General features: G+C 58.2%; 10 protein-coding genes. 5 read left to right on the top strand and 5 right to left on the bottom strand.

The window, feature by feature from the left end; translation table 11 throughout:
* Positions 1 to 687: 687 nt before the first annotated feature.
* Positions 688 to 2,559: a translational GTPase TypA gene (gene typA / locus SH410x_RS10090; RefSeq protein ID WP_473676379.1), complete on the top strand. Its 1,872-nt coding sequence runs from the start codon at positions 688 to 690 to the stop codon at positions 2,557 to 2,559.
* Here typA and SH410x_RS10085 read toward each other — a convergent pair.
* The 4 genes from SH410x_RS10085 to SH410x_RS10070 all read right to left on the bottom strand — a co-directional run bounded on the left by SH410x_RS10085 (position 2,556) and on the right by SH410x_RS10070 (position 5,976).
* Entirely contained in the window at positions 2,556 to 3,479 is a 924-nt protein-coding gene (locus SH410x_RS10085; RefSeq protein WP_473676378.1) for a hypothetical protein, read from the bottom strand. The genes typA and SH410x_RS10085 overlap by 4 nt on opposite strands.
* Before the next feature lie 331 nt (positions 3,480 to 3,810).
* The gene (locus SH410x_RS10080; RefSeq protein WP_473676377.1) at positions 3,811 to 4,800 is read right to left on the bottom strand and encodes a collagen-binding domain-containing protein; all 990 of its coding nucleotides are present in this window, start codon (positions 4,798 to 4,800) and stop codon (positions 3,811 to 3,813) included.
* A gap of 226 nt (positions 4,801 to 5,026) precedes the next feature.
* Positions 5,027 to 5,284, bottom strand: a complete 258-nt coding sequence (locus SH410x_RS10075) for a hypothetical protein (RefSeq protein WP_473676376.1) — start codon at positions 5,282 to 5,284, stop codon at positions 5,027 to 5,029.
* Positions 5,285 to 5,307: 23 nt separating this feature from the next.
* On the bottom strand, positions 5,308 to 5,976 hold the full coding sequence (locus SH410x_RS10070) for a tetratricopeptide repeat protein (protein WP_473676375.1): 669 nt from the start codon (positions 5,974 to 5,976) through the stop codon (positions 5,308 to 5,310).
* 134 nt (positions 5,977 to 6,110) lie between these two features.
* On the opposite strand from SH410x_RS10070, the gene SH410x_RS10065 reads away from it, so the two are divergent.
* On the top strand, positions 6,111 to 7,394 hold the full coding sequence (locus SH410x_RS10065) for a hypothetical protein (RefSeq protein WP_473676374.1): 1,284 nt from the start codon (positions 6,111 to 6,113) through the stop codon (positions 7,392 to 7,394).
* A gap of 130 nt (positions 7,395 to 7,524) precedes the next feature.
* On the opposite strand, the gene SH410x_RS10060 is transcribed toward SH410x_RS10065, so the two are convergent.
* Positions 7,525 to 10,611, bottom strand: a complete 3,087-nt coding sequence (locus tag SH410x_RS10060) for a coiled-coil domain-containing protein (RefSeq protein WP_473676373.1) — start codon at positions 10,609 to 10,611, stop codon at positions 7,525 to 7,527.
* 556 nt (positions 10,612 to 11,167) lie between these two features.
* On the opposite strand from SH410x_RS10060, the gene SH410x_RS10055 reads away from it, so the two are divergent.
* The 3 genes from SH410x_RS10055 to SH410x_RS10045 are packed head-to-tail and all read left to right on the top strand — an operon-like array spanning position 11,168 to position 23,666.
* Positions 11,168 to 16,582, top strand: a complete 5,415-nt coding sequence (locus tag SH410x_RS10055; protein ID WP_473676372.1) for an amino acid adenylation domain-containing protein — start codon at positions 11,168 to 11,170, stop codon at positions 16,580 to 16,582.
* Positions 16,579 to 18,339 carry an NAD(P)-binding domain-containing protein gene (locus tag SH410x_RS10050; protein ID WP_473676371.1) on the top strand — a complete coding sequence of 587 codons (1,761 nt, stop codon included), beginning with the start codon at positions 16,579 to 16,581 and terminating at the stop codon, positions 18,337 to 18,339. Before SH410x_RS10055 ends, SH410x_RS10050 begins: the two co-directional genes overlap by 4 nt.
* A complete protein-coding gene (locus SH410x_RS10045) occupies positions 18,315 to 23,666 on the top strand; it encodes an amino acid adenylation domain-containing protein (RefSeq protein WP_473676370.1) in 5,352 nt (1,783 codons plus the stop codon). Before SH410x_RS10050 ends, SH410x_RS10045 begins: the two co-directional genes overlap by 25 nt.
* The last annotated feature ends 7 nt before the right edge of the window (positions 23,667 to 23,673 follow it).

Here is a 23,673-nt window from a genome sequence, read left to right as displayed (position 1 = left end):
CGGGAAGAAACAGCCACCCGGCCGCTTACGCGGCTCGGCTCATAAATCCCCACCCAGCCAACAATTTCGGCACGCAATTGAGCCGAATGCCGTGAGGCATCGGGTAACACACACCACCGGGCCGCCTTACGCGACGTCGGCTCAGGGGAAAAACAGCCACCCGGCCGCTTACGCGACTCGGCTCATAAAACCCCAACCCAGCCAACAATTTCGACACACAATATTGAGCCGAATGCCGTAAGGCATCGGGTAACACACACCACCGGCCACCTCACGCGACGTCGGCTCACGGAAAAAAACAGCCACCCGGCCGCTTACGCGACTCGGCTCATAAAACCCCAACCAGCCAACAACTTCGCCACAATATTGAGCCGAATGCCGTGAGGCATCGGGTACCACACACCACCGCCGAACCGCCTCACGAGCGGGTGGATCCGGTGCGTGGGCAGGGCGAGAAAGCCAATTTCGCACGAGACATCGCGCGTTTTGGGTTGCCCCGACGGTGGTGATCGGCATGCCACAAATGCACGAAAGTGCCCAGGTGCTCGTTAGCCGGACTTAGGGCGGTGATGATCGCCGTTCGCGCCATTTCGCCTAGTGATAGTTCCACAGGGCTATTAGAACTAGCGAAAGCATACCTAACATCATGCCCCCGCCCGACCATCGTTCCGACCGAAAGCTCCTCTCTTGTCAGCCTCTGCCGCTTTGAATCAGCCCGTTTCCACGACCGCTTCGTCCACGCGTGAAGACATTCGCAACATAGTGATTATCGCCCACGTCGACCATGGCAAAACGACCTTGGTGGATTGTCTGCTGCGTCAGAGCGGTCAGTACCGCGACACCGAGTTGCAGGGTGAACGAATCCTCGATTCGAACGACCTCGAAAGAGAGCGTGGGATCACGATTTTGGCCAAGAACATTGCGATCCCGTATCGCGGCATCAAAATCAACCTCATCGACACGCCGGGTCACGCGGACTTCGGTGGCGAAGTCGAGCGGGTCGTCAAAATGGCCGACGGCTGTGTGGTGCTCGTCGATGCTGCCGAAGGGCCCATGCCCCAAACCCGCTTCGTGCTCGAAAAGGCCCTGCAAGCGGGCTGCAAGCCGATTGTGGTCGTCAACAAAGTCGACCGGCCCGATGGACGGCCGCATGAGGCCCTCGACGAAGCCCTCGAGCTGCTCGCGGAACTTGGTGGCGAAGAACAACTCGACGACGTGGGCTTCGTGTACACGAGCGCCAAAGAAGGCTATGCAACGACGGATCACACCGTCCGCACGGAGAACATGCTGCCGCTGCTGGATTTATTCGTTGACCACATTCCTGGCCCCACGATCGATCCGGACTCCGATTTCCAGATGATGGTGACCACGCTCGATTGGAGCGAATACGTCGGCCGGATTGCCGTCGGTCGCATCAACGCCGGCACCATCAGCGCGGGCCAATCCTTCGACCTGCACTGTCTCGGTGCCGACGGACAGCCGACCAAACGCCGAGTCAAGCCATCGGCACTGTACCTGTTCAATAATCTCGGACGGGTGACGGCTGAATCCGCATCGGCCGGTGACATTGTCGCCATCGAGGGACTCGACGACGTCGAAATCGGCGACACGCTCACTGCGATCGACGCCAACAATCCACTGCCGCGTTTGAAGGTCGACGAACCTACCCTGGAAATGGTCTTCAGCGTCAATTCGTCGCCCATGGCAGGCCGCGAAGGAAAGTACGTGACCACGCGGCAGATCAAGAATCGACTCGAAAAAGAACTCGAACGCAACGTTGCCTTGCGAGTCAACATGATCGAAGGCACCGAAGCCTATGCCGTTGCCGGCCGCGGTGTGTTGCACCTCGCAATCCTGATCGAGACCATGCGTCGCGAAGGATTTGAACTGAGTGTCGGCAAACCTCGCGTCGTGTTCAAAGAAATCGACGGCAAAAAGCACGAACCGTTCGAAACACTCCGTGTCGAAGTGCCTACCGATGCAATGGGCCCCGTCATGGAACTCGTCGGACACCGCCGCGGGCAACTCGAAGAAATGAAACAACGCGGCGAGTACAGCCTGTTGAAGTTCAATGTCCCATCGCGGGGTCTGATCGGTCTCCGGACCAAACTGCTCAATGCGACCCGTGGCACCGCGATTATTCACCACAACTTCGAGAGCTACCGACTCGTCGAGGGCGATGTCCCTCGCCGGGCCAACGGTGTTTTAGTGTCCATGACCGGTGGCAAAACGATGCCATTTGCACTCTTCGCTCTCCAAGACCGCAGCGAACTGTTGGTCCCAGCGGGCGTTGAAGTTTACGAAGGCATGATTGTGGGCGAGAACGCGCGTGAGGGCGACATGGTCGTCAATCCTTCGCGGGAAAAGAAACTCACGAACATGCGGGCCAGCGGTAGCGATGAAAACGTGATCCTCAAGCCAGCACGCGACATGTCGCTCGAAGCGGCCCTCGAATACATCGAGGATGATGAACTCGTCGAAGTCACCCCGCTGTCCATTCGCCTGCGAAAGATTGGTCTGAAGGAAAACGAGCGACGCCGCAAAGGTCGCAACGCCTAACCCTTCCGAAAGGAACGGAAAAACGCATCCGGATCATCCAGCTTTTGGATCGTTTCCGGATCGCGATCGAGCTTGCCCTTTCCAGCATCGTGTTTGACTTTGCCGGAAAGATAGGTCAGCAGCAAGATGTCCTGGCCGTTGATCTTGTACATCTCTACCTGAGCCTTCAGTCCATTGGGTTGTCGCATGGTCAAGTGGTAGCCATTGAGCCCAGCACGGGATACCGGGCTTTCCGGACCGACAATGGTGCCCTGCTGTTGCATGAGTCTGAGCAGCGTCTCGAGCTCAAAGTTTTGCCCCGGAACGGCGACAGACTTGACGGAAATGCCGAACTCGCTATTGGTGCGGCGATGATGGATGCCCACGCTGACCGCGGCCCCCGCCCGGGACTCTGGCATCACTTTCCCAGGTGCGTCGACGGAATATCCCGACAGCGCGATCGTGGACTTTGATTCAGCCGTCGTGCCCAGGTAAAACAGGGCGGCAATCAATCCACCTACGCCGAGCACCCCCAAGCCGGCAAAGGCACCACAGCCAATCAGTATCGGCTTGACCAGTCCGCCACCGAGCTTGCGTTTATTTCCCGCGGGGCCTCCCGGGTAAGGAAAATGTCCGGGTGATGATGAGCGATTGGCTGGATTGGCTTGAAAGCTCGGCACAGGGCCCGGCGGTGGCGGCGAGGCGATATCATTCCAATCCAAGTCCGGAGACGGTGCGGGAACGCTCGGCGGGCTCGTGGACGGAACGGGTCTCGTGGACCGCTGTCCGGTGCCCGCGGGACTCGGCCTGGCACCACCGGGCGTCTTAATCCGCATCTGTTGCTGGCACTTGGGGCACTTCAGCGTCGAGACTTCACCTGTCGGTGTGAACCGCAACGTGGCGCTGCAATGGGGACATTTCACCTGAATCGGTGCTGGCATGGTCACTACGCCTAAAGAGCAGGTCGCGTCTGGTCAAGAAATGGGGCAGTCCATTCTGGCCAAATTGCGGCAACCATTCAATGTGGCCCCCGACCGACGCTACGCGGTAACAATGCCACCGCAAACCACCCCGCCCCAACCAGAACGAGGGATCCCCTCAACTGTACCCACGTCGGGATCCGTTTGTGACCAAGCCCCAGGACACGGGTTTCCAAAGGAACGGGCGGGAAATGACTGTCTGAAATTATGGTCGAGCGTTCTGCGGTCGCCCCTCCCGGCCGCGGAGCGGTCGGCCACATATTTTCCGCGAGTCCCTACAAGACCCGGCGACTCAGGCGAGCTTCGCTTTGCGACGCCGACGCCCGATGAGAGCGCCACACAAGATCAGCCCCACCGAGGCGATCGTGGCGGGTTCGGGGACGGTATGGGTGGGCCCGGTGGGCGTGACGACGAGTGTGGGTGTTGACGGCAGAATCAACGACGGAAGATGGATTTCTCCCTGCAGATCGATGTTATTGCCAACGACCGTACCTTCCAGAGGCGATTTGAGAGTGATGTTGGCGAGTGGCGCGATCACAGCCCCGCCCAATCCATTCTGAAAGCTCAGGCTCAACGCATCGGGGAAATACCAAACGATTCGTTGTTGAAATGAATCCAGGCCGAATTCGTTGTTGAATACGTTGAATGCCGACCCCGCCGAGATATTGGTGCCTGAAACGCGGAACAAGTACAGGTCTGCGGCTGGATCCAGGGCCGGGTTGGAGCCATTGACGAGATCCATCATCCCATTGCGAGAGAACAGTGATGAATCGACGTCGAACACCGACACGCCGTCAACTGGATTGCTGATGAATTTGGCGGTATTGAGGTCGGACAGGTCCGCCACGCTGTTAGCTGTCAAATGATCGAAATACGCGGTCGTTCGAGCGATTTCAGCCGCAGCTTCGCTGAGGATCTGCTGCACGCCTACTTTGTCATAATGAACGTATTGGGCATTGTTGATGGTGGCATCTCTTTTGTCACCGCCGATCTGCACGCCGCCATTGTTGACGTGAATGCTACCCATAACCTGCCCCCCAACGATCAACCCATCGCTTGTTAGCACACCCGTCGTCGTGGCGGCATTGGCAATGCCTTCCGGCTTGATTGCGAAGCCTTTGGAATTGCCTTTAACATCTCCGAAAACGAGTGTGCGACCCTCGGCCTCGCTGGTCCCGGTCACATCACCGAATGCAATCAGATTGAAATCATTCAGAACGCCTGCCGAGGCCGTAACCGATGCGAGGAAACTACCCAGCACAACAACAAAAAAACGAAACATCTAAGTAGAAGAACCTTTCAGGTCAATCAGAAATCGACGAAATGAGGGGATATAAGAACACTCAAGACATCGTCATGAGTGAATGCCGAAATACTAGGCAGGCGCATCGGCAAAACCATCCACCCGATTAGTGGCTGATTCGGGATGGCACCGACGACCCCTCTCGAATAGCGGAAAACACGCCGCAAAGGTCGTGAAATCGCTGCGAAAATTGATGCGAAGAACGTTATCGCGGAGCGTCGTGATGGACACTCGGGGTGGCGTAGTCGGGACGGACACCGTTGAGGATTGCCATCCCGCTGCAGCCCGTAACGATCGCGACAGCTAGCCAGAGGGCGCGTGCGGTGGATTTACCAAACCGGTCTCGTACGTACTTTACCGAGCGGATTTGGTAGGGGGCGATCCAAGGTCCGATTGCGATCGCGGTGGCAATCATCGAAAAGGCGAGCGCCAAACCACCAACAAGAAATTCGTCCGTATTCAATGCGTATTCTCAGGTCTCAGCGTTCAAACGTCGCTTTGGCGGAGTCGGCGGCGGATTTGACCACGCTGCATGCGAGCGGTTTCAAGATCCGGGTTAATCGCCAAACAGTAATCGAGTGCCTGCAACGACTTCTCTAGATGACCATTTAAATAGCGGATCTTTGCGAGACTCTGCCATGCCAGATAGTGAAACCGGCAATGCCAGAGGCAGATCTGATAGGCCTGCTGCGCCCGCGAATAATCCTCCAGCCCGTGCCAACAAACGGCCAATTGGTGGTGGGCTTCTGCATACGTCGGTGCTTGGTCGATCAGAATCATCGCGGGCGAGAGTGCCGCAGCATACTCCCCACCATCGTTGAGATGCATCACACGGAGCAGTTGTTGGTGATGCAGCGGGGCCGCGTCGCGAACCAAAACGGCTCGAAATGCGTCATCTGCAACTAACCGCACACCCCGATCGGAATCGGAAATTGCCCGTCCGAGTGCGTCGACACTGCAACGATCCCCCAGCATCCCGAGGGCCATCGCTGCGGCACGGCGTTGCTCAACCTGACCGCGACTTAACAACGCATTCAACGTTGCGGCGGTGTAGGATTCATCGACCTCATGAGCAAACCGACACGAATCGGCTGACCGCAAATAGCGTCGGTAGGCATCCGCTAAACGGGTGGTGTGAACACGAGGGGTCGTCATGTTGGTTTCCAAGGGGGGCAAAATATTCGATGCAGGCATCCAACAGCGTTGTCAAACCAAAAGATTCGGCTTCAGAATCTCCCCCGTTTGACTCTTCGATGTTAGACTGATCAGGCTGGCAGGCAAGACAACAAATGAAAAAAGAATGTGAACAGCCCCCGTCTCGATTTTCGCAAACCGCAATCACGTTGATTGCGGTTTGGGCACTGATTTCGCCAAAAACGGCAGTCGGACAACCGCCCCGAAACAGCGTTCTGGCGGGAGAATCACTGGTGGGCACGGGAATCACCCTAAGTGTATCCGAACAGACGATCGGTGAGCTACTACCGCAACTGCTCCCCAAGGCTCGCGGGAGGCAGGTTGCCCGTGGTGGGCAATTGTCACCGATCAGGTCACTTTGGTTTGACCGCCAGGTTGATCGAGAGGCCCGCGTGAGCCTGACCGAAGCGGCCACCCCGGCGGCGAAAGTGATTTTGAAAGTCGCCGCGGGGAACGAGCTAGCCGTATTTCCGCTGCCGGGTGTGTTGATTGTGGGACGTCCCGAGTGGGTCGACGCAACGATTAGCTACTTAACGGCGCGTGAATCGGCGTCGGACGACCTGATTTCCATCCAGTGGCCGACGGGCAGCACGGCCGCGGAGGTCTTGACGTTAATGCTCGCTGCCCCGGCGAGCTCACCGAGTGGCAATGTGGTGACGGATTGGGCGTCCGTGGTGGCCGCAGACGGCACCTTGTCCCACCCGGTGCCGGCGTGGGTGCCACATGACATCTGGGCCTCGGGGACTCTGATCGGAGTCGATCGGACGCTGGCGGTCGAACTCTTGTTGGCCCAGTTCCAGTGTGCCCTCAGACCCGGCACGCCCTTGCAAACGCTGGCCGACACGCGGGCCGCTTTGCTCAGCACGGATGATCTCGGTGATTCGGCCTCGTCCCCCGAGGGCGTGCAGGATTGGTCCGCGGTCTCTCCCGCAAAACCATTTCTGCTGGCCTATCCCGCAGGTGACGCGGCACTTCCCATTCGCACAGCCCTGGCCAACACTCGCCCCCGCGCGTCGATCCGTGTTTCGAATCAGCAGTTACTGATCAACACGAGTGCGGAGAACCATCGACGAGCGATCGAGATCTACTGGACCACCGCAGCCGGTAAATCCTCGCGAGCAGCCATGGCGGGCAATGAGTCCGCCCCGGTTTTCGATTTGCAATTAATTGACAAACCCGCCGCTGAGGTCTTACGGCAGCTCGCCCAAGCCGCGGGAAAAACCTTCCGTCTCGAAAACGGATCCGAAGCGGCCGGTGAAAAACTCATCACGCTTGATGCCAAGAAAAAGACGCTTGCAGAGCTTGCCCAGCTCGTCGCCGAGTCAGGCAATTTCAACGTGCAGTGGGGCGAGGGCGAGGTGATCTTGGGGGCGCGGTAGCGTCAACCGGATAGCGTCGGTTGCCCAACCTCGAAATCCTTCAGCTGTCCCGACTACCGGAGCCAATCGCTCCGCTCCGCAGACCGATCTCAATGTTTGCCTGGAAAGGTCATACGGCGACGTTTCAGGGTCATGCCGCTTTGTTCTGCTCGTTTGAGGGGTTCGCACTGAGCGCGGGCACGTTCGCACGCTTGCGACGAAGATCTCGCATCGCGATCGCGTTTTCGTGCAATTGGCCTTCGATTTGACGTAGGCGGTGCTGCATCGCGGCGTTGGCATCGAGGCTCGATTCGAGTTCCATCGAGACACTCTGGAGCTGTTTCTGCAGGTCCTCGCCGCGGAGTTGCATCGCCACGGCCTTCGATCGAAACTCAGCGGCTTGCGACTGATACGTCTTGGCCGCTTCGAACTGCTCGACGGCGTTTCGCAGCTCGCGTTCAAGGCGATCGCTAACGTCGGTTTGGTTCGCGAGCTGCGTGCGAATCTGCTGATGCTCGACGCTCAACGAAGATATTTGATCATCCCGATTCTCGATTTCGCGGCGCAGTGTCGCAGCCAGATCTCGGTTGGACTGGAGTTCACTTTCGGTTTGTGCCAATGCGACCGATTTTTCTTGGACGACCGCTTTGAGTTTCTCCAGTTCGGGACCGTCCGCGCCGAGTCGCTCGGCTTCGGCCCGGTGTCGATCGATCGCTTCGCGTTGCTCGTTGATCTGTTCTTCCAACGCGACGATGCGCTGGTCTTTGCGGCCGATCGTATCGCGGAGTTCTTGGGACTGCATCTGCAGCTCGTTTCCGCTGAGCCGAAGTTCGGCGAGACTCGCTTCGTATCCCGCGCGAAGTTCGCTTGCCTCGGCGACTTCAGCGAGCAACGATTCCGTTCTCGCCTCCATCTCGCTCATCGCAGTCTCAGCAGTCACCCGCCCATCGATGGCCGTCTGGATACGCGAGGTTCGTTCGTCGAGTTGTTCCAGTAATTCGTCATGCTCGCTCTGCAGCGTTTGCACCTGAACGGTGGACTCATTGAGTGATTTTTCGAGCCGCGCGATCTCGGCTTGATGCGATTCAAACTGGCTCGCTTGTTCCCGATTCGCTGCGATAGCGGCCGCGTGCTGATCACGCAGTACGCCGTATTCCTGCTGCAGTTGGCCGTACTTATCATCGTTCTGGCCAGCCTGCACAAAGACGTTGGCGTGTTCGCTAGCGAGTCGATCTCGTTGGCTGGTTAGCTCGCCATGCTCGGTGACCAGCTGCGTGTGCTGCTCGGTGATCGTTGCGAGTTCCAAGGTGAGCTGGTCTCGCTGACTAGCGATCTCCGCTTGTTCGCTAGCCAGTTGATCCCGCTGGCTAGTCAACTCGCCGTGCTCGGTGACCAACTGCGTGTGCTGTTCGGTGATCGTGGCCAGTTCCAAGGTGAGCTGGTCTCGCTGACTAGCGATCTCGGCCTGTTCGCTAGCCAGTTGATCTCGTTGGCTGGTCAGCTCGCCGTGCTCGGTGACCAGCTGCGTGTGCTGCTCGGTGATCGTTACCAGTTCCAAGGTGAGCTGGTCTCGCTGACTAGCGATCTCCGCTTGTTCGCTAACAAGTTGATCTCGTTGGCTGGTCAGCTCGCCGTGCTCGGTGACCAACTGCGTGTGCTGTTCAGTGATCGCCGCGAGTTCCAAGGTGAGCTGGTCTCGCTGACTAGCCATCTCCGCCTGTTCGCTGATGAGTTGATCTCGCTGGCTGGTTAGCTCGCCGTGCTCGGTGACCAACTGCGTGTGCTGTTCAGTGATCGCCGCGAGTTCCAAGGTGAGCTGGTCTCGCTGACTGGCGATGTCCGCCTGTTCGCTGATGAGTTGATCTCGCTGGCTGGTTAGCTCGCCGTGCTCGGTGACCAGCTGCGTGTGCTGTTCGGTGATCGCCGCGAGTTCCAAGGTGAGCTGGTCTCGCTGACTAGCGATGTCCGCCTGTTCGCTGACCAGTTGATCTCGTTGGCTGGTTAGCTCGCCGTGCTCGGTAACCAACTGCGTGTGCTGTTCGGTGATCGTGGCGAGTTCCAAGGTGAGCTGGTCTCGCTGACTGGCCATCTCCGCCTGTTCGCTGATGAGTTGATCTCGCTGGCTGGTCAGCTCGCCGTGCTCGGTGACCAGCTGCGTGTGCTGTTCGGTGATCGTTGCCAGTTCCGAGGAGAGTTGATCTCGTTGGGTATCGATGCCGTCATGGTGGCTGAGGAGGTGTTCGCGTTGTTTGATGAGCTCGTCACGCTCTACGGTGACTCGATCGCTGTGGACAGCAAGTTGTGCATGCTCGGTCACCAGTTGATCGTGCTGACGCGTGATTTCCTGGCATTGATCAGAAAATTGGTCACGCTGACCGATGGCTTCCTCGCGTTGTTGATTCACTTCGTCGCGAAGCAAAACGAGTTCGTCGCAGCGGCTGCGCAGCTGTTCGATCTCGGTGGCGAGTTGTTCACCTTGGATTTTGATCTCATCACGCTCGCTGGTGATTCGATTGCATTTCTCGACGAGCTGCTCGTGCTCGCTGCGGAGCTGTTCCTGATCCCCAGCAAGCTTGGCGCCTGCTTCTTGGTGTCGATCACGTTCACCAACGAGTTGTTGGCGAAGCTGCTCAGCAGCTTCCAGCTGGGTACGCAGGTCGCGAGTATCCTGCTGGAGACTCTCATTTTGGGTGGCGAGTTCGCCGCCACGCTCGCGTTCTTTGTTGAGTTCGGAGCACGCGGTCTGCTCCGCTGCCTTGTGCTCTTGGATGGTTGTCGATGCCTGCTTCAACTTCGCTTCGACGTCTTGCAAGCTCTCCTGCAATTTGCCCCGCTCCGCGTTGGCGGACTCAGCTTGGCCTTGCGCGGCATCCCGCTGCTGCTGAGCGTCACGGCAGGCAAGTTCGAACCGACTCCGTTCGGCCTGGAGTTTCCCGATTTCGGTTTGTAGCGAGTCGGCCCGCTGAGTATGCGTGGCGAGGGTTTGACGCAGGGAATCGGCTTCGCTGCGGTGTTGGGTCGACGTCAGCTCAAAGGCCTTCGCATCCCGCGACAAGAGAATGAATTTGCGTTTGCGATTGCGCGCTGCCGCCTTGGCGCGGTTGTACTTCGTCTCCGCGTTCTTGACCGCTTTCAGATCGCTGCTGCGATCGCGGTACCACAACAAATGTCCGATCAGAATCCCACCCATGAACAGCATGAAGACGGATATGAACGAACTTCCAATCCAAGTACTCATCTGCGACTCCACGGGCACGCGCGTGCCTCGACAGAGGCCACTCTATTGATTGGGTTGGCATTTATTCGAGCCAGCCGATTCTGGGACATTCCTGCGGCGGAAGCCGCAACCAATTCGGGCTGTATCAACTTTCCCGGTCCCCTGTCCAGCCCAGTCAATCCCACGTCGCCAATGCCATAAGAGGGGAACACCACACCCCCGCGACAGACAAGCCCCCCAACGAATATGCACCCGCGCAACAGTCAAGGAGCAAAACGCGCTCGAACCACGCGCCCATCGGGCCACGTCACGTGCCCATCGGTGCTGGCGGTCATCGCACGGTGCCGCCGGACAAGTCTCAATAATCGCCATCAAGCCCTTAAAACTTGCATAACCGCTCGTCTGCGCAATCCTCACGGTCGAGTCTGCATTCGCAACCGGGTTTCCCCAGCTCGCGCGCAATTTCGTGAGCTAGATTAGGAGGTCTGGGTAAACCGTGCGCAGACGCTTGCGATACTGACGGCTAACCAATGGGGGTTGGTCGCACCTAAAGGCCCCATTTTCAGATAATTGGCTCGTGGACTACGAAACTGGAATCGAATCGCCAACGCAAGTCTCGGACATCTGGACACCGAGTACCAACGGATCCACGGATCTGTCGACACTCGTTCACTATTGTCGCTGCTATGCGCGGGGCAAGGTAGCCCACACGCCGGCGTTCACGCATGTGATTGGCGAGCCCGGTGAGCATGATCGGCTGAGTTTTGCCGAGCTCGACGGACGTGCCCGCGCGATTGCGGCGGAGATCCAGAGCCGTGGTGGCGTCGGCAAACCGGTGCTCGTGGTGCTCGATCCAGGTGCAGATTATGCCGCTTCCCTGTTTGGCTGCTTGTACGCACGGGCCATTGCGGTGCCGATCTATCCACCCCAAATGCTGCGTTTGCAGCACACCCTACCGCGTCTCCAAGCGATCATTGAGAACGCCAACGCCAGTATTCTGTTGAGCGACCGGGCGACCATTGGCGATTCCCTCAGCTCGCTTTGGCAGCTGCCCGATGATGCTGCCATTGCGGTGGATGAAATTGACGCGACCGTCGCTGATCACTGGGACGGCCGACTGCCCAAACCAGACGACATCGCCTTGCTGCAATACACGTCGGGATCGACAGGGAACCCGCGTGGTGTCGTGCTCACGCACCGCACGCTGCTGAGTAATTTGGCCGCGGTCATCGAACATATCCATTTCGAGGGTGCTCGCAGTGTGCAGTGGGTACCGCCCTATCATGACATGGGATTGATCGGCGGGATTCTAATCCCGATCTACCGGGGGGTGGAAACCGTCATCATCTCACCCACGGATTTCGTGCGAAACCCGCTGCAGTGGCTGCGCTGCATTGACTACTACAACGGCTCGAGCAACGGTGCCCCGAACTTCGGCTACGAGCTCTGTGTGCGACGGATTGATCACGCGGACTGCGATGGACTCGATTTGAGCTCGTGGAAGGTAGCCATTGCGGGAGCCGAGCCGGTACGTGCATCGACGCTCCGCCGGTTCGAAGAAAAATTCGCGAGATATGGCTTCGAGTCGACCTCATTCTGTCCCGCCTTTGGCATGGCCGAAACCACGGTGATGGCGACCGGGTCACGATTGGGGCAACCCTATCAGACGTTTCATGTTGATGCTCAAGCATTGCAGCTCGGTGAGATTCAACGGGTGTCGGCGGAATCCCAATTGGCGGAGCCGTCGATCGACAATCATAACGGGACGGCTGCGGGCTCGCGGCACTCGCTGGAACTGGTCAGCTCCGGCACTCCCGTCGCCGGGATGCACTACGAAATCGTTGATCCACAGACACGCCAAGCGCTTCCCGATGGCCGGATCGGTGAGATTTGGGTACGGGGTGGTTCGGTGGCCTCGGGATATTGGCGTGATCCCGTTGCGACGGAATATACCTTTCACGCCCAGCTCGCCATGGCGTCCGAGCAATCGCATACGCTCGCGGTGGACGCGTCGGCGAAGTATCTACGTACGGGCGACTTAGCAGCACGGGTTGATGGCGAATTGATCGTGACGGGCCGGCTCAAAGAGTTGATCATCGTTGCCGGTCGTAATTTCTACCCGCATGACATCGAGCAGATTGTCCAGGCGACCAGCGAAGCGTTTAAACCGGATACAGGCACGGCACTGAGTATCGACATTGGTGACAGTGAAGAACTGGTGGTGATCCAAGAGCTCTGGCGTCCTAAGAAGTTTCCTGCCCCGGAATTGCTTCCAGTCGTCGTTGCGGCAATTGCCGGGCAGGCCCAAGTCACACCGCATGCTGTCGTACTCGTCCGGAGCGGGTCGTTGCCAAAAACGTCCAGCGGCAAGCTGCGTCGGACCGACACGAAACAGATGTTTCAGGACGGGGAGCTGATTGAAATCGCACGCTGGGAATCCGGTGCGTTGCAGACATCGACGATCTCGCATTTCGAAGCCCCCGCGACGCCTACGGAGAATCAGATTGCCAGCATCTGGTGTCGCATTCTCGACGTCGAAAAGATCAGTCGCGACGATGATTTCTTTCATCTCGGGGGCGAGTCGCTGTTGATTGCAGACATGCTCATGGAAGTCAGTCAGCAGTGGTCAACGTCCATTCCGATGTCGGCATTGTTTCGCAGTCCCAAGCTCAAGGATTTTTCAGCGATTGTGGATTCGTATGGCCCCGACGCGCAGCCGTCGCCCACGATTCCTCCATCGGGGACCGCGCTGAGTGGCAGGCACCCGCTCTCGTCGGCGCAGCAACGATTTTGGTTGCTCGACCAACTGGGGCAAACCAACGCATTCATCCATGTGCCGGTCAGCATCCATCTGGATCGGCCGATTGACGTGGCGCGACTCCAATCAGCGTGTGACCGCATGCTCGCTCGGCATCCCATGCTGCGGGCCCGCTTCGTCCAAGACGACCAACACGTTTGGCAGACGATTGCTGATGTCGCGAGAGTCGAGGTCGAATCCTTCGATCGCAGCGCACTCGATGTGAACGAGTTTCCAGCAGCATGGAACGCGTTCGTGACCGCGCCGCTGGACTTGAACGACGCGCCGCTGATGCGGGTCGCGGCAACCCGCACCCCTGCGGGCGGCAGCCGAATTGATCTCGTGCTGCATCACCTCATCTGTGACGCCGGTAGCTTGCAGATTTTGCTGGGCGAGCTGCAAAGTGATTTCGCAGACGATGCAAGTCGAGAGCTGGACCGTGGGCGTGAGCCCCATGCCGATGCTGCACTGCGCTACGTTGACTATGCAGCATGGGATACCGGGACGCAGCACCGCACGCTCAATCAATCGCCGCTGAGCTACTGGACCGAACGACTGGCGGGCATGCCGACCGAACTGAACTTGCCCCAACTGAGTGCTCGTGAAAAAGCAATGCGTTCCGCTTCGTCGCCGACGGGTGACGCGTCGATCTCGGCTTCCATCTCGGACTCGGTGACGAAGCAGATTGAGCAGTTGGCCACGGCGCATCAGATGACACCGTCGATGGTGTATCTGACGGCGTTTCAGTTCGTGCTGGCACGCTATAGCGGTAGCGACGATTTCGGCATCACGATCCCGACATCGAATCGCCCGTCCGCTGAGCTTCACCCCATCGTGGGCTGCTTTGTCAATCCAATCATCTATCGCGCCCAAATCGACCTCGAGCAAACGATTGCAGAAACGTTGTTGCAGACGCGGACAGAACTGCTGTCTGATCTCGAACACGCAGATGTGCCGTTTCAAGAAGTGGTGACCGCGATCGGTGGCACTCGCGACACATTGCGGATGCCGCTATCGCAGGTGATGTTCTTGTACCAGCCGCCGCTATCGGCGATTGCAAATATCGGTGACGCCCAAGTCACTGCCATCCGTCCGGACTATTCGGCCGTCACTGCCTACGACGTGTCCTTGATCATCCAACCCGGTTCCCATACCGAGCTGACGCTCGTTGTTGGCGAACAGATCTCGCCTGAGTTCAGCGGGCGTCTTCTCGCGTCGATCCAGGGTGTCCTGCACCAGCTCGCTGGCACCGCGACAACACCCCATGTCGAGAATCAATCCGCGCCGCCTTGCTTTGATCCCGGCGCGATCAGCGACAACTCGTTGAAAAGTCTCGCCACGTCCCTAAGCACCATTTCCGACGCCGAGCGACTGAGCATTCAAGCTGCCCAACGAGGCAAGACGCTGGATCTTGACTCCGATGTGTCGGTGATCGATCGACTGCGTGAGCACGCCAACCAGCAGCCCAATGCAGTCGCGTGTCGTGACGACCAACGGGTTCTCACCTACCATGATGTCAACGAGCTTAGCGACCTGATTGCCGACGCGTTGATTCGCGCAGACGTCAGCGCGCAATCACGGGTTGCACTCGAGATGCCTCGATCGGTGGACGCCATCGTTGCTATTTTGGGGATTTGGAAGGCCCGTGCTGCCTATGTGCCCGTTGATCTCGATCTGCCCGTTGGACGGCGTGATCAGATTCTTGCTGATGCCGAGCCCGCAATGGTGATGGACCAACCCCGTTATGAAGCGTCGATCCAGGCGTCCGAACGGTCCCATAGCGTCACCGCGTCGCACTCCCGAATCGACTCATCCGACCTGGCGTACGTGATCCACACCTCCGGCTCGACCGGCAAGCCCAAAGGGGTTGAGATCACTCATCGCAGCCTCTCCAATTTATTCGCATCCTTTGCGGAGGAGCCTGGTTTTTCGGCGACCGATTCGATGCTCGCGGTGACGACGACGTCGTTTGACATCTCGGTGCTTGAAATCTTTCTACCACTGTGGTGCGGCGGTCATGTTTGCATGACGAGCCATCGCATTGGAGACGATCCGGAATCGGTGATCGAGGCGATCAAGCAATCACGACCGACCGTGATCCAATCGACACCATCCGCATTTCGGATGCTGTTATCCGCTGGTTGGCAACCGGCACCGGCGACCCGTTTACTGTGCGGGGGCGAACCGTTGCTGCCCGACCTCGCTAGCGATCTTCTCGCGACAGGCTGTGAGTTGTGGAATGTCTATGGCCCCACTGAAACAACGGTGTGGTCGATGATTCGGCGGATTGATTCAGCCGACGACATCACGATCGGCCATCCCATCGCGGGCACGATCTGCCGCGTGGTCGACGGACACGGACAACTCGCTCCGATAGGTGTCGCGGGGGAACTGCAAATTGGTGGTGTGGGCGTGGCACGCGGGTATTGGCGTGACAGCGAGCAAACGAACCAACGCTTCTTTGATGATCAAGGCACGCGTTTTTACAATACGGGTGACCATGTTTGTCGACGGCCCGATGGTGACCTCGAGTTCCTCGCCAGGAATGATCGTCAGATCAAGCTGCGTGGTTTCCGCATCGAACTCGATGAAATTGAATCTGTGCTGCAACAGTGTGACGGCGTCGATCGCGCCGCCGTGACACTGCTCGATGCCGACGTTCCCGGTGGCAGCCGAGTGGTCGCATTCTGCTGCGGAATGGGAAATGCTGATCGCACCTTGACGCAACTGACGCGTGCCTTGCCCGACTACATGATCCCCGCGACGATTGAGTGGTTGGACAGTCTCCCACAAACTCCCGCGGGCAAAACCGACTACAAGTCACTGCCCAGCGAATCACTGGTATGCCCCACGAGCATCCACACACCTCCGCAAACGCCATTGGAAGTCGCCCTGGCCGAGCTCTGGTGCGAGGTGCTCGGTAGCAAGGCGGTCGGACGCCATGATCACTTTTTCGACATGGGCGGCAATTCATTAATGGCGGCCCAATTGTTCGCTCGATTGCGGCAACGCTTTGATGTGCAGCTACCGCTGCGAGAAGTTTACTCACGACCCACGATCGCTGCTCTGGCTGAGGCCATTGTCCTTTACCAAGCCGAAACCGAAGCTGACGACGTCAGCAACTTGCTCGGCCATCTCGACGCACTTACGGACGACGAAGTCATCCGGGCTCTCGACGAAACGACTCCATCATGATCACACAAAATCAAGAACGCGAAATCGACTTCCTCGTCATTGGTGCAGGGCCCGCCGGCGTACAGCTAGGCTATTTCCTAAAAAAGGCTGGCTACGATTACTTGATCCTCGAGGCCAACGATCGCCCGGGTACTTTTTTGGAAAAGTATCCCCGGCACGGCAAGTTGCTCTCGATCAACAAGGTCCATACCGGTTACACCGATCGCCCCTCGCAACTCCGGTACGACTGGAACTCATTGCTATGCGATGACGACGAGATGGCGTTCACAAAATACTCGAAAGAGTATTTCCCCAGCACAGTGGACTACGCACGCTACACCCGTGACTTCGCCGAGCGTTTCGACATTGATATCCAGTTTAATACACGCGTCGAATCGGTTGAGAAGGCCAGCAATGGTGACGAGGGTTATGTTCTGCGCGATCATCATGGCACGACGTATCACGTCCGCTGTTTGGTGGTGGCTATCGGTGTGCAGAAGCCCTATATCCCCGAAATCCCCGGCATCGAGCTGACGGAAAACTACACGGACATGTCGTTGGATCCAGACGACTATGCAGGCCAACGCGTGCTGATTTTAGGTAAAGGGAATTCAGCATTTGAGACTGCCGATCACCTGATTGCCGCGACCCGGGTGACGCATCTATGCAGCCCCAGCCCGATCAAGATGGCTTGGCAAACACACTTTTTTGGTCACCTTCGAGCGATCAATAATAGTTTTCTCGATACCTACATACTCAAAGGCCAGAACTCGGTACTCGATGCAACGGTCGACAGCATTAAGAAGGTCGATGGTGAATTTCACGTGGAGATCACATTCTCGCACGCCGAAGGGCAGCGGGCCTCACTCGCATACGATCGCGTTTTGTGTTGTACCGGTTTCCGTTGGGACCCCACGTTCTTTGCCGACGATTGTCGCCCCGCGATGGGTTGTGAAGATCGCTTGCCGGCGATGACGAGTGCCTGGGAATCGACCAACCTGCCCGGCGTCTTCTATGCGGGAACGATCACTCAAATCCGTGATCTCAAGAAGACCATGTCGAGCGTCTTGCACGGTTTCCGGTTCAATACGGCAGCATTGTTCAACATCATTGCCGAGCGTTTCATGGGTGAACCGTTGCCGGCGGACACCTTTCCCGCAAGGGCAGAAGAGATCGCCAACAAGATCACCGCGCGGGTGAGTTCGGCGGCGGGACTGATGCACCAACCGGGCTTCCTGGGTGATTGTCTGGTAGTGGACGATGAGAGCGGCGAAGCCAAGTACCACTCAACGTTGGCGGTCGACTACATCCACGATAGCGAGCTCGCTGCGAATCCACACTACTACATCATCACGATGGAGTATGGCGAATTCGACGGCGACATCTTTAACAAGCACCGCGTGCCTGACGCAGCGAAAGGGTACGACGATGCGTACCTGCATCCACGAATTCGCCGCATGTGCCGCGGTCGATTGATTGCCGAGCATCATATTTCCGAGTCACTCGAGAATGACTGGCGCGTCGGAGAACATCCCGGTGAGCGTCCATTGATCCGGGCGATCGACTTCATCGGTCAAACGGACCCGACTGACTATCAACGAACCCATCGCGATCAATTGCTCTGCTTTCTAAACGATCAACTGGCATTGGGTTCGCCAACTCCCGCCGAGATGCCTGATCCTGCCACCTGCAGCTCGATGAGTTCCAACGCGGCAGCGACGATGCCCACGCCCATTCAATCGACAGGAAACGCATGTCCGATATCCAGAAACGGCTAGCCTCGCTATCGCCGGCCAAACGGGCATTGCTCGAAAAAATGCTGCTTGAGCGGGCCGGTACTCGGAGCTCCCACATTTCGCCGCGTCCAGCCGGATGCGACGAACAACTTTCCGACGCCGAGCGCCGACTGTGGTTTGTCGACCAGATCGCCAAGGATGATCCGTTCTACAACATGCCGCTCGCGGCGCGACTTCGCGGTCCCCTCGATCGCGAAGCGTTGCAGCAGGCCGTCGATCAATTGGTCGCGCGGCATGAGTCGCTGCGCACGACCTATCATCTCATCGACGGCGAGCCGCAGCGAACAATCCATGCCGAGATGCCTGTTCGCTGTGCTTGGTTTGACGTTTCCGCCAGCCCTGACGCGGAAGCCGAGCTGAAACGCCGCATGCGTGTGGCGGGGCGATCGCCGTTTGATCTCGAACACGGTCCTCTGTTGCGTGTGAACGTGTATCGGATCGGTGACGACGAACACGTGATTCTGCTTGTCATGCATCACATCATCTCGGACGGATGGTCGATGATTGTGATGCTCCGCGAGCTCACGCTGGTCTATGAAGTCGCCCGAACCGATCTTGCGGACGATGCGCCGAACTCACCAACGCTGCCGCCGCTGTCGATCCAGTATGCTGACTTTGCCCATTGGCAGCATGAGCGGATGTCGAGTGAACGCATCGAATCCCAAATGGAATATTGGCGTTCGGCACTCGCCGGTGCCCCCGCGGTGCTCGATTTGCCGACGGACCGAGCCCGGCCGGCGATCCAGGATTTTACCGGTGCAACGGTCGAGTTTGAACTCTCGGTCGATTTAACAACGGCGATCAATGAATTCGCCGCCCGCTTCCACACGACTCCCTTCGTCGTTTTGGTGGCGGCCGAAGCGGTCTTACTCGGCCGATTCTCGCGCAGCGACGATCTCGTGCTCGGTACCGCATCGGCCGGGCGAGTGCATCCTGAAATTGAGCCGCTGATCGGATTCTTTGTCAACACGCTGGCCCTTCGTATTCGCTTGGATGACGATCCCTCGTTCGCCGATCTCGTGAGACAGGTACATCAGCGAACGACGGAGGCCCATGAACATGCGGACGTGCCGTTTGAACGACTCGTCGAGGAACTCGCGCCGACGCGTGACCGCAGTTTCTCGCCAATTTTTCAATCGGCCCTTGTGATGCAAAATCTGCCCCGCGATATCAGCGAAAAAGGCAGCCTGGAGGTCTCACCGATACTCGTCGACAATGGCACCGCCAAGTACGACCTGACCTTTTTTCTGTGGGAAGAATCTCGACAGTTGATCGGCCATGTTGAATATCGGTCGACGCTGTTCGATCGCGAGACGATCGAACGCCTGATCGACTCTTTCCGCACGCTCTTGGTCGCGGCGACCGAGGCCCCCGAAACGCAGATCGATCGGTTGCCGATGCTCTCGTGCAACCAGTTTGAACAAGTCGTCGATACGTTCAACACGACATCGAAGGACTATTCCACGCCGCATCTGCTGCATGACCTGGTCGCGGCGCAAGCGGTAAACTTCCCCGAGAAAGACGCGGTGATTGATGGCGCTCAAACCGTCACGTATCAGGAATTGATGGCGCGAGCGGACTGGTTTGCCGGACATCTGCTTGCCGGGGGTGTCGTGAGTGAATCCGCCGTTGTGATCACGCTCCCGCGATCAGTGGACTTGTTCGCAGCGGTCTTGGGAACACTGAAAGCAGGTGGCACGTTCGTGCCCGTCGATCCCGCGTTGCCCGCCGCCCGCATCGAGCACATCGTCACCGACACGTCGGCCGTTGCGGTGGTAGACGCAGACTGGATTGCCACACGGGGTGAGTCGCCCGCCGATCCCGTTTTCCCGTGCATTGAACCGAGTCATCGGGCATACGTCATCTTCACCTCCGGTTCAACGGGACGTGCGAAAGGAGTTGAGATTGAACATCGCGGCATCGTCAATTTCATTCGTGCGCAGATTGATCGCATGGGGCTGTGTTCTGACGATCGATTCAGTTTCGGATTTTCGCCCTCCTTTGACGGTGCGGTATCCGAAATGTTCTACTCGCTCGGTTCAGGTGGCACGAGCGTGGTCGTTGATCAGGCGACCCTCTTGGTGCCCGAGGCGCTGACGGATCTCCTTCATCAGCAACGCGTTAGTGTGGGCAAGTTCCCACCCGCATTGCTCTCGATGCTCGATCCCAACAAACTTCCCGATCTGCGTACCGTCGCGTCGGCGGGTGATAAACTGAGTGGGGAACTCGCTCGTCGCTGGATCACCGGTGGCCGACGTCTTTTCAATGGCTACGGCCCGACGGAAGTCTCGGTTGGCTGCTCGATGATGCCGCTGCATCAAGACTGGTCAGGTGAAAAACCGCCCATCGGCGGCCCGATGCACAACATGCGTATGTACATCCTCGATGAGCATCGCCAACCGCTGCCCATTGGCGCCAAAGGCGAGATCTACATCGGCGGTCGCGGCGTGGGGCGGGGATACCTGAACCAGCCTGAACAGACCGCCGCCGTTTTCCTAAACGATCCCTTTGCCAGCGATCCCGGTGCCCGCATGTATCGCACCGGCGATCTCGGGCGTTGGTTGTCCAGCGGCGTCGTTGAATTTGTCGGCCGGGCGGATGATCAAGTCAGTTTGCGGGGGTTTCGTGTCGAGCCAGGCGAAATCGCCGCGACGCTCGAAACGCTTGATGAAGTCCGGCAAGCCGTGGTCATCGAACGAAATGATACCGAGCATTCACAGCTGGTGGCCTATGTCGTGCCTCAGGCGGGCGGTGTGAATGACTCGCACTCGGCGAAACTGCAGTCCGATCATGTGACCCAGTGGCGGAGCCTCTTCGAACAAACTCATCGTCTCGCGCCCCCGGTGCTCGACGCATCGTTCAATATCGCCGGATGGGTGAGCACCTATACAGGCCGACCGATTCCTGCCGACGAGATGCGGCAGTGGACAGACGCAACCGTTTCGCGAATCCGTGATCTGCAACCCCGCAGTGTTCTGGAAATTGGCTGCGGAACCGGTTTGCTGCTATTGCGAATCGCCGAGCATTGCGAAAGCTACGTCGGCTCGGATCTATTGGAATCCTCGCTCGAGAACATCCGTGGGGAACTCGCCCGCCGGCCAGAACTCAGCGAGAAAGTCGCTCTGCACCAAGCCGACGCGGACCAATTTGAGCATCTGGCCGGCAAGACATTCGACTGCATCGTCTTGAACTCCGTCGTTCAGTATTTCCCCAGTATCGACTACCTGTTTCGGGTACTCAACGGCGTACTCGAACACCTCGCACCGGGCGGCAAGGTTTTCTTGGGTGACCTGCGCAATCTGCGTTTGCAACCTGCGATGGCCGCATCGATTGAATTGCTTCACTCCGATGACTCGCTTTCGTTGGAAGAACTCCAACATCGGATCGCGGCCAGGATGGAGCACGAAGAAGAACTGTTGCTCGATCCACGCATGTTCGAGCGTCTGCTCGATTGGCACCCACGAATCACAGCAGCCACTGTATTGCTCAAGGACGCTGCTGAGACGAACGAACTCGGTCGATTCCGCTACGACGTCATTCTGCAGACCGACGCCACCGAGCAACCACCGGCGGTGGAACGTGTTCTCTGCGATGTCGAACGCCCCCTCGCACTCCCCATCGATCCTCACACGCAGCCGACCCGCTTTACCGGGTTCGCGAACCAACGGGTGGCAGCGGACTGTCATCTGTCCGATTTGATCGAATCCATGCCGCCAACGACGACCGTCGCGGAAGTGAAAACGCGTCTCGACAGATTCGCTCAAACGCAATCGCAACACGAACCCAACGATGTCATCGCTGAGATGAGCGACGCCATCGCGACTTGGAATGAAGCGGATCCTGCCGCGTTTGATGTGATCGTTGGCAGCGTGGAATTAAACCATGGCCTAGCCGTCCTGCCCACCAGCGATCCCGACACGGGCAAGATGCCTTTGTCCCGGCCGGATACGAGTCCTGATGATTTCCGCTCTTTCGCCAACGACCCGATCGGCACGGAGTCCTCACGCCGCTTTACTCAGCATCTTCGTGATGAACTGACCACACGATTGCCGGCATACATGATCCCCTCCGCATTCGTTGTACTCGATGAACTGCCGCGGACCATCAATGGCAAGATCGATCGCGCGGCGCTGCCGCGGCCTGCGGGACGGCCCGCCTGGGCAGGTCACTTCGAAGCCCCCGGGACACCGACTCAGCAAACCCTCGTGAGCATTTGGGAAGAACTGCTCGACACGCGTCCCATCGGCATCCAAGACAACTTTTTCGATCTCGGCGGGCATTCCATGTTGGCCGTGCGGATGACGAGCGAAGTCGAACGGTTGCTGGGCAAACGCTTGCCGCTTGTGGCGTTGTTCCAAAATGCCACGATTGATCATCTATCTGAGTTAATCGATCAAGATGAGTTGGCGACGATGGGATCGACGCTGATACCGCTGCGAGCGGGCGAGCATGTGCAGCAGAGCGAGCCCCGTGAATCGCTTGCTCCCTTGTTTTGTATCCATCCGGCGGGCGGGACGGTGTTCTGTTACCTGGAGATGGTCGAGCACCTTGCCGCCGGAAGACCCGTTTATGGTGTGCAAGCCCATGGGATCGACGGCAATCAGCCACCGCATGAAACACTCGCGGAAATGGCCGCTCACTACGCGCGTGTGATCCGTGAAGTCCAGCCCACAGGTACCGTCCATGTGGCGGGCTGGTCTCTGGGCGGCAACATCGCTTTCGAAGTCGCCCGGCAACTTGAATTGCGAGGCACACCCGTCGGGGTTGTCGCGTTGCTCGATTCCGGGCTGCTATCACCGGATAGCGAATTTCGCGAAGAGGATTTTTTGCCCCTGCTATCAGCTTTGTTTCCCGGCGCCATGAATCTAGATCTAGAGCAGATCCGCCAAAAGAGCCCGGGTGACCAACTGCAATTCTTCGTCGATCGAGCTTCGCAGGCCGGGATCGTCCCGGATGAATTGAACGATATTGTCGCGACCAAGAACGCCCCCAACGCCGCTCACGTGTTCGGAGTCTTCCAAGCCAACGTCAAGGCGGTCCATGAGTATGTCGCCGAGCCTTTTGCCGGCGACGTCCATCTGTTCCGCCCACGCGATCAAGGCAAAACCAATAACCTGTTTGATGACCCGTTGCTGGGATGGCGGGAGGTCACGCGTGAAACGTTTGTTCGCGAAGTCCCCGGCGATCATGCCCATATGCTGCAGTCGCCCGCGGCCGAATCGGTGGCCTACCAACTCGACGAACTCATGTCCGCTATGGAAACGGCCCCGGATCCCAGTGCGTCCCGGACAGGGGTGACTGCGAGCTGACGTGCGA

It is taken from the genome of Rhodopirellula sp. SH410, from assembly GCF_055811895.1.
Note: the sequence above shows the minus strand (reverse complement) of the source record. Positions and strands in the feature narration are given on the sequence as shown.

Excerpts from the sequence above, each read along its gene's own strand:
- SH410x_RS10080 (WP_473676377.1), bottom strand. The coding sequence starts at position 4,800 with ATGTTTCGTTTTTTTGTTGTTGTGCTGGGTAGTTTCCTCGCATCGGTT.
- SH410x_RS10070 (WP_473676375.1), bottom strand. The coding sequence starts at position 5,976 with ATGACGACCCCTCGTGTTCACACCACCCGTTTAGCGGATGCCTACCGA.
- SH410x_RS10060 (WP_473676373.1), bottom strand. The coding sequence starts at position 10,611 with ATGAGTACTTGGATTGGAAGTTCGTTCATATCCGTCTTCATGCTGTTC.
- SH410x_RS10050 (WP_473676371.1), top strand. The coding sequence starts at position 16,579 with ATGATCACACAAAATCAAGAACGCGAAATCGACTTCCTCGTCATTGGT.
- SH410x_RS10085 (WP_473676378.1), bottom strand. The coding sequence starts at position 3,479 with ATGCCAGCACCGATTCAGGTGAAATGTCCCCATTGCAGCGCCACGTTG.
- SH410x_RS10045 (WP_473676370.1), top strand. The coding sequence starts at position 18,315 with ATGTCCGATATCCAGAAACGGCTAGCCTCGCTATCGCCGGCCAAACGG.
- SH410x_RS10065 (WP_473676374.1), top strand. The coding sequence starts at position 6,111 with ATGAAAAAAGAATGTGAACAGCCCCCGTCTCGATTTTCGCAAACCGCA.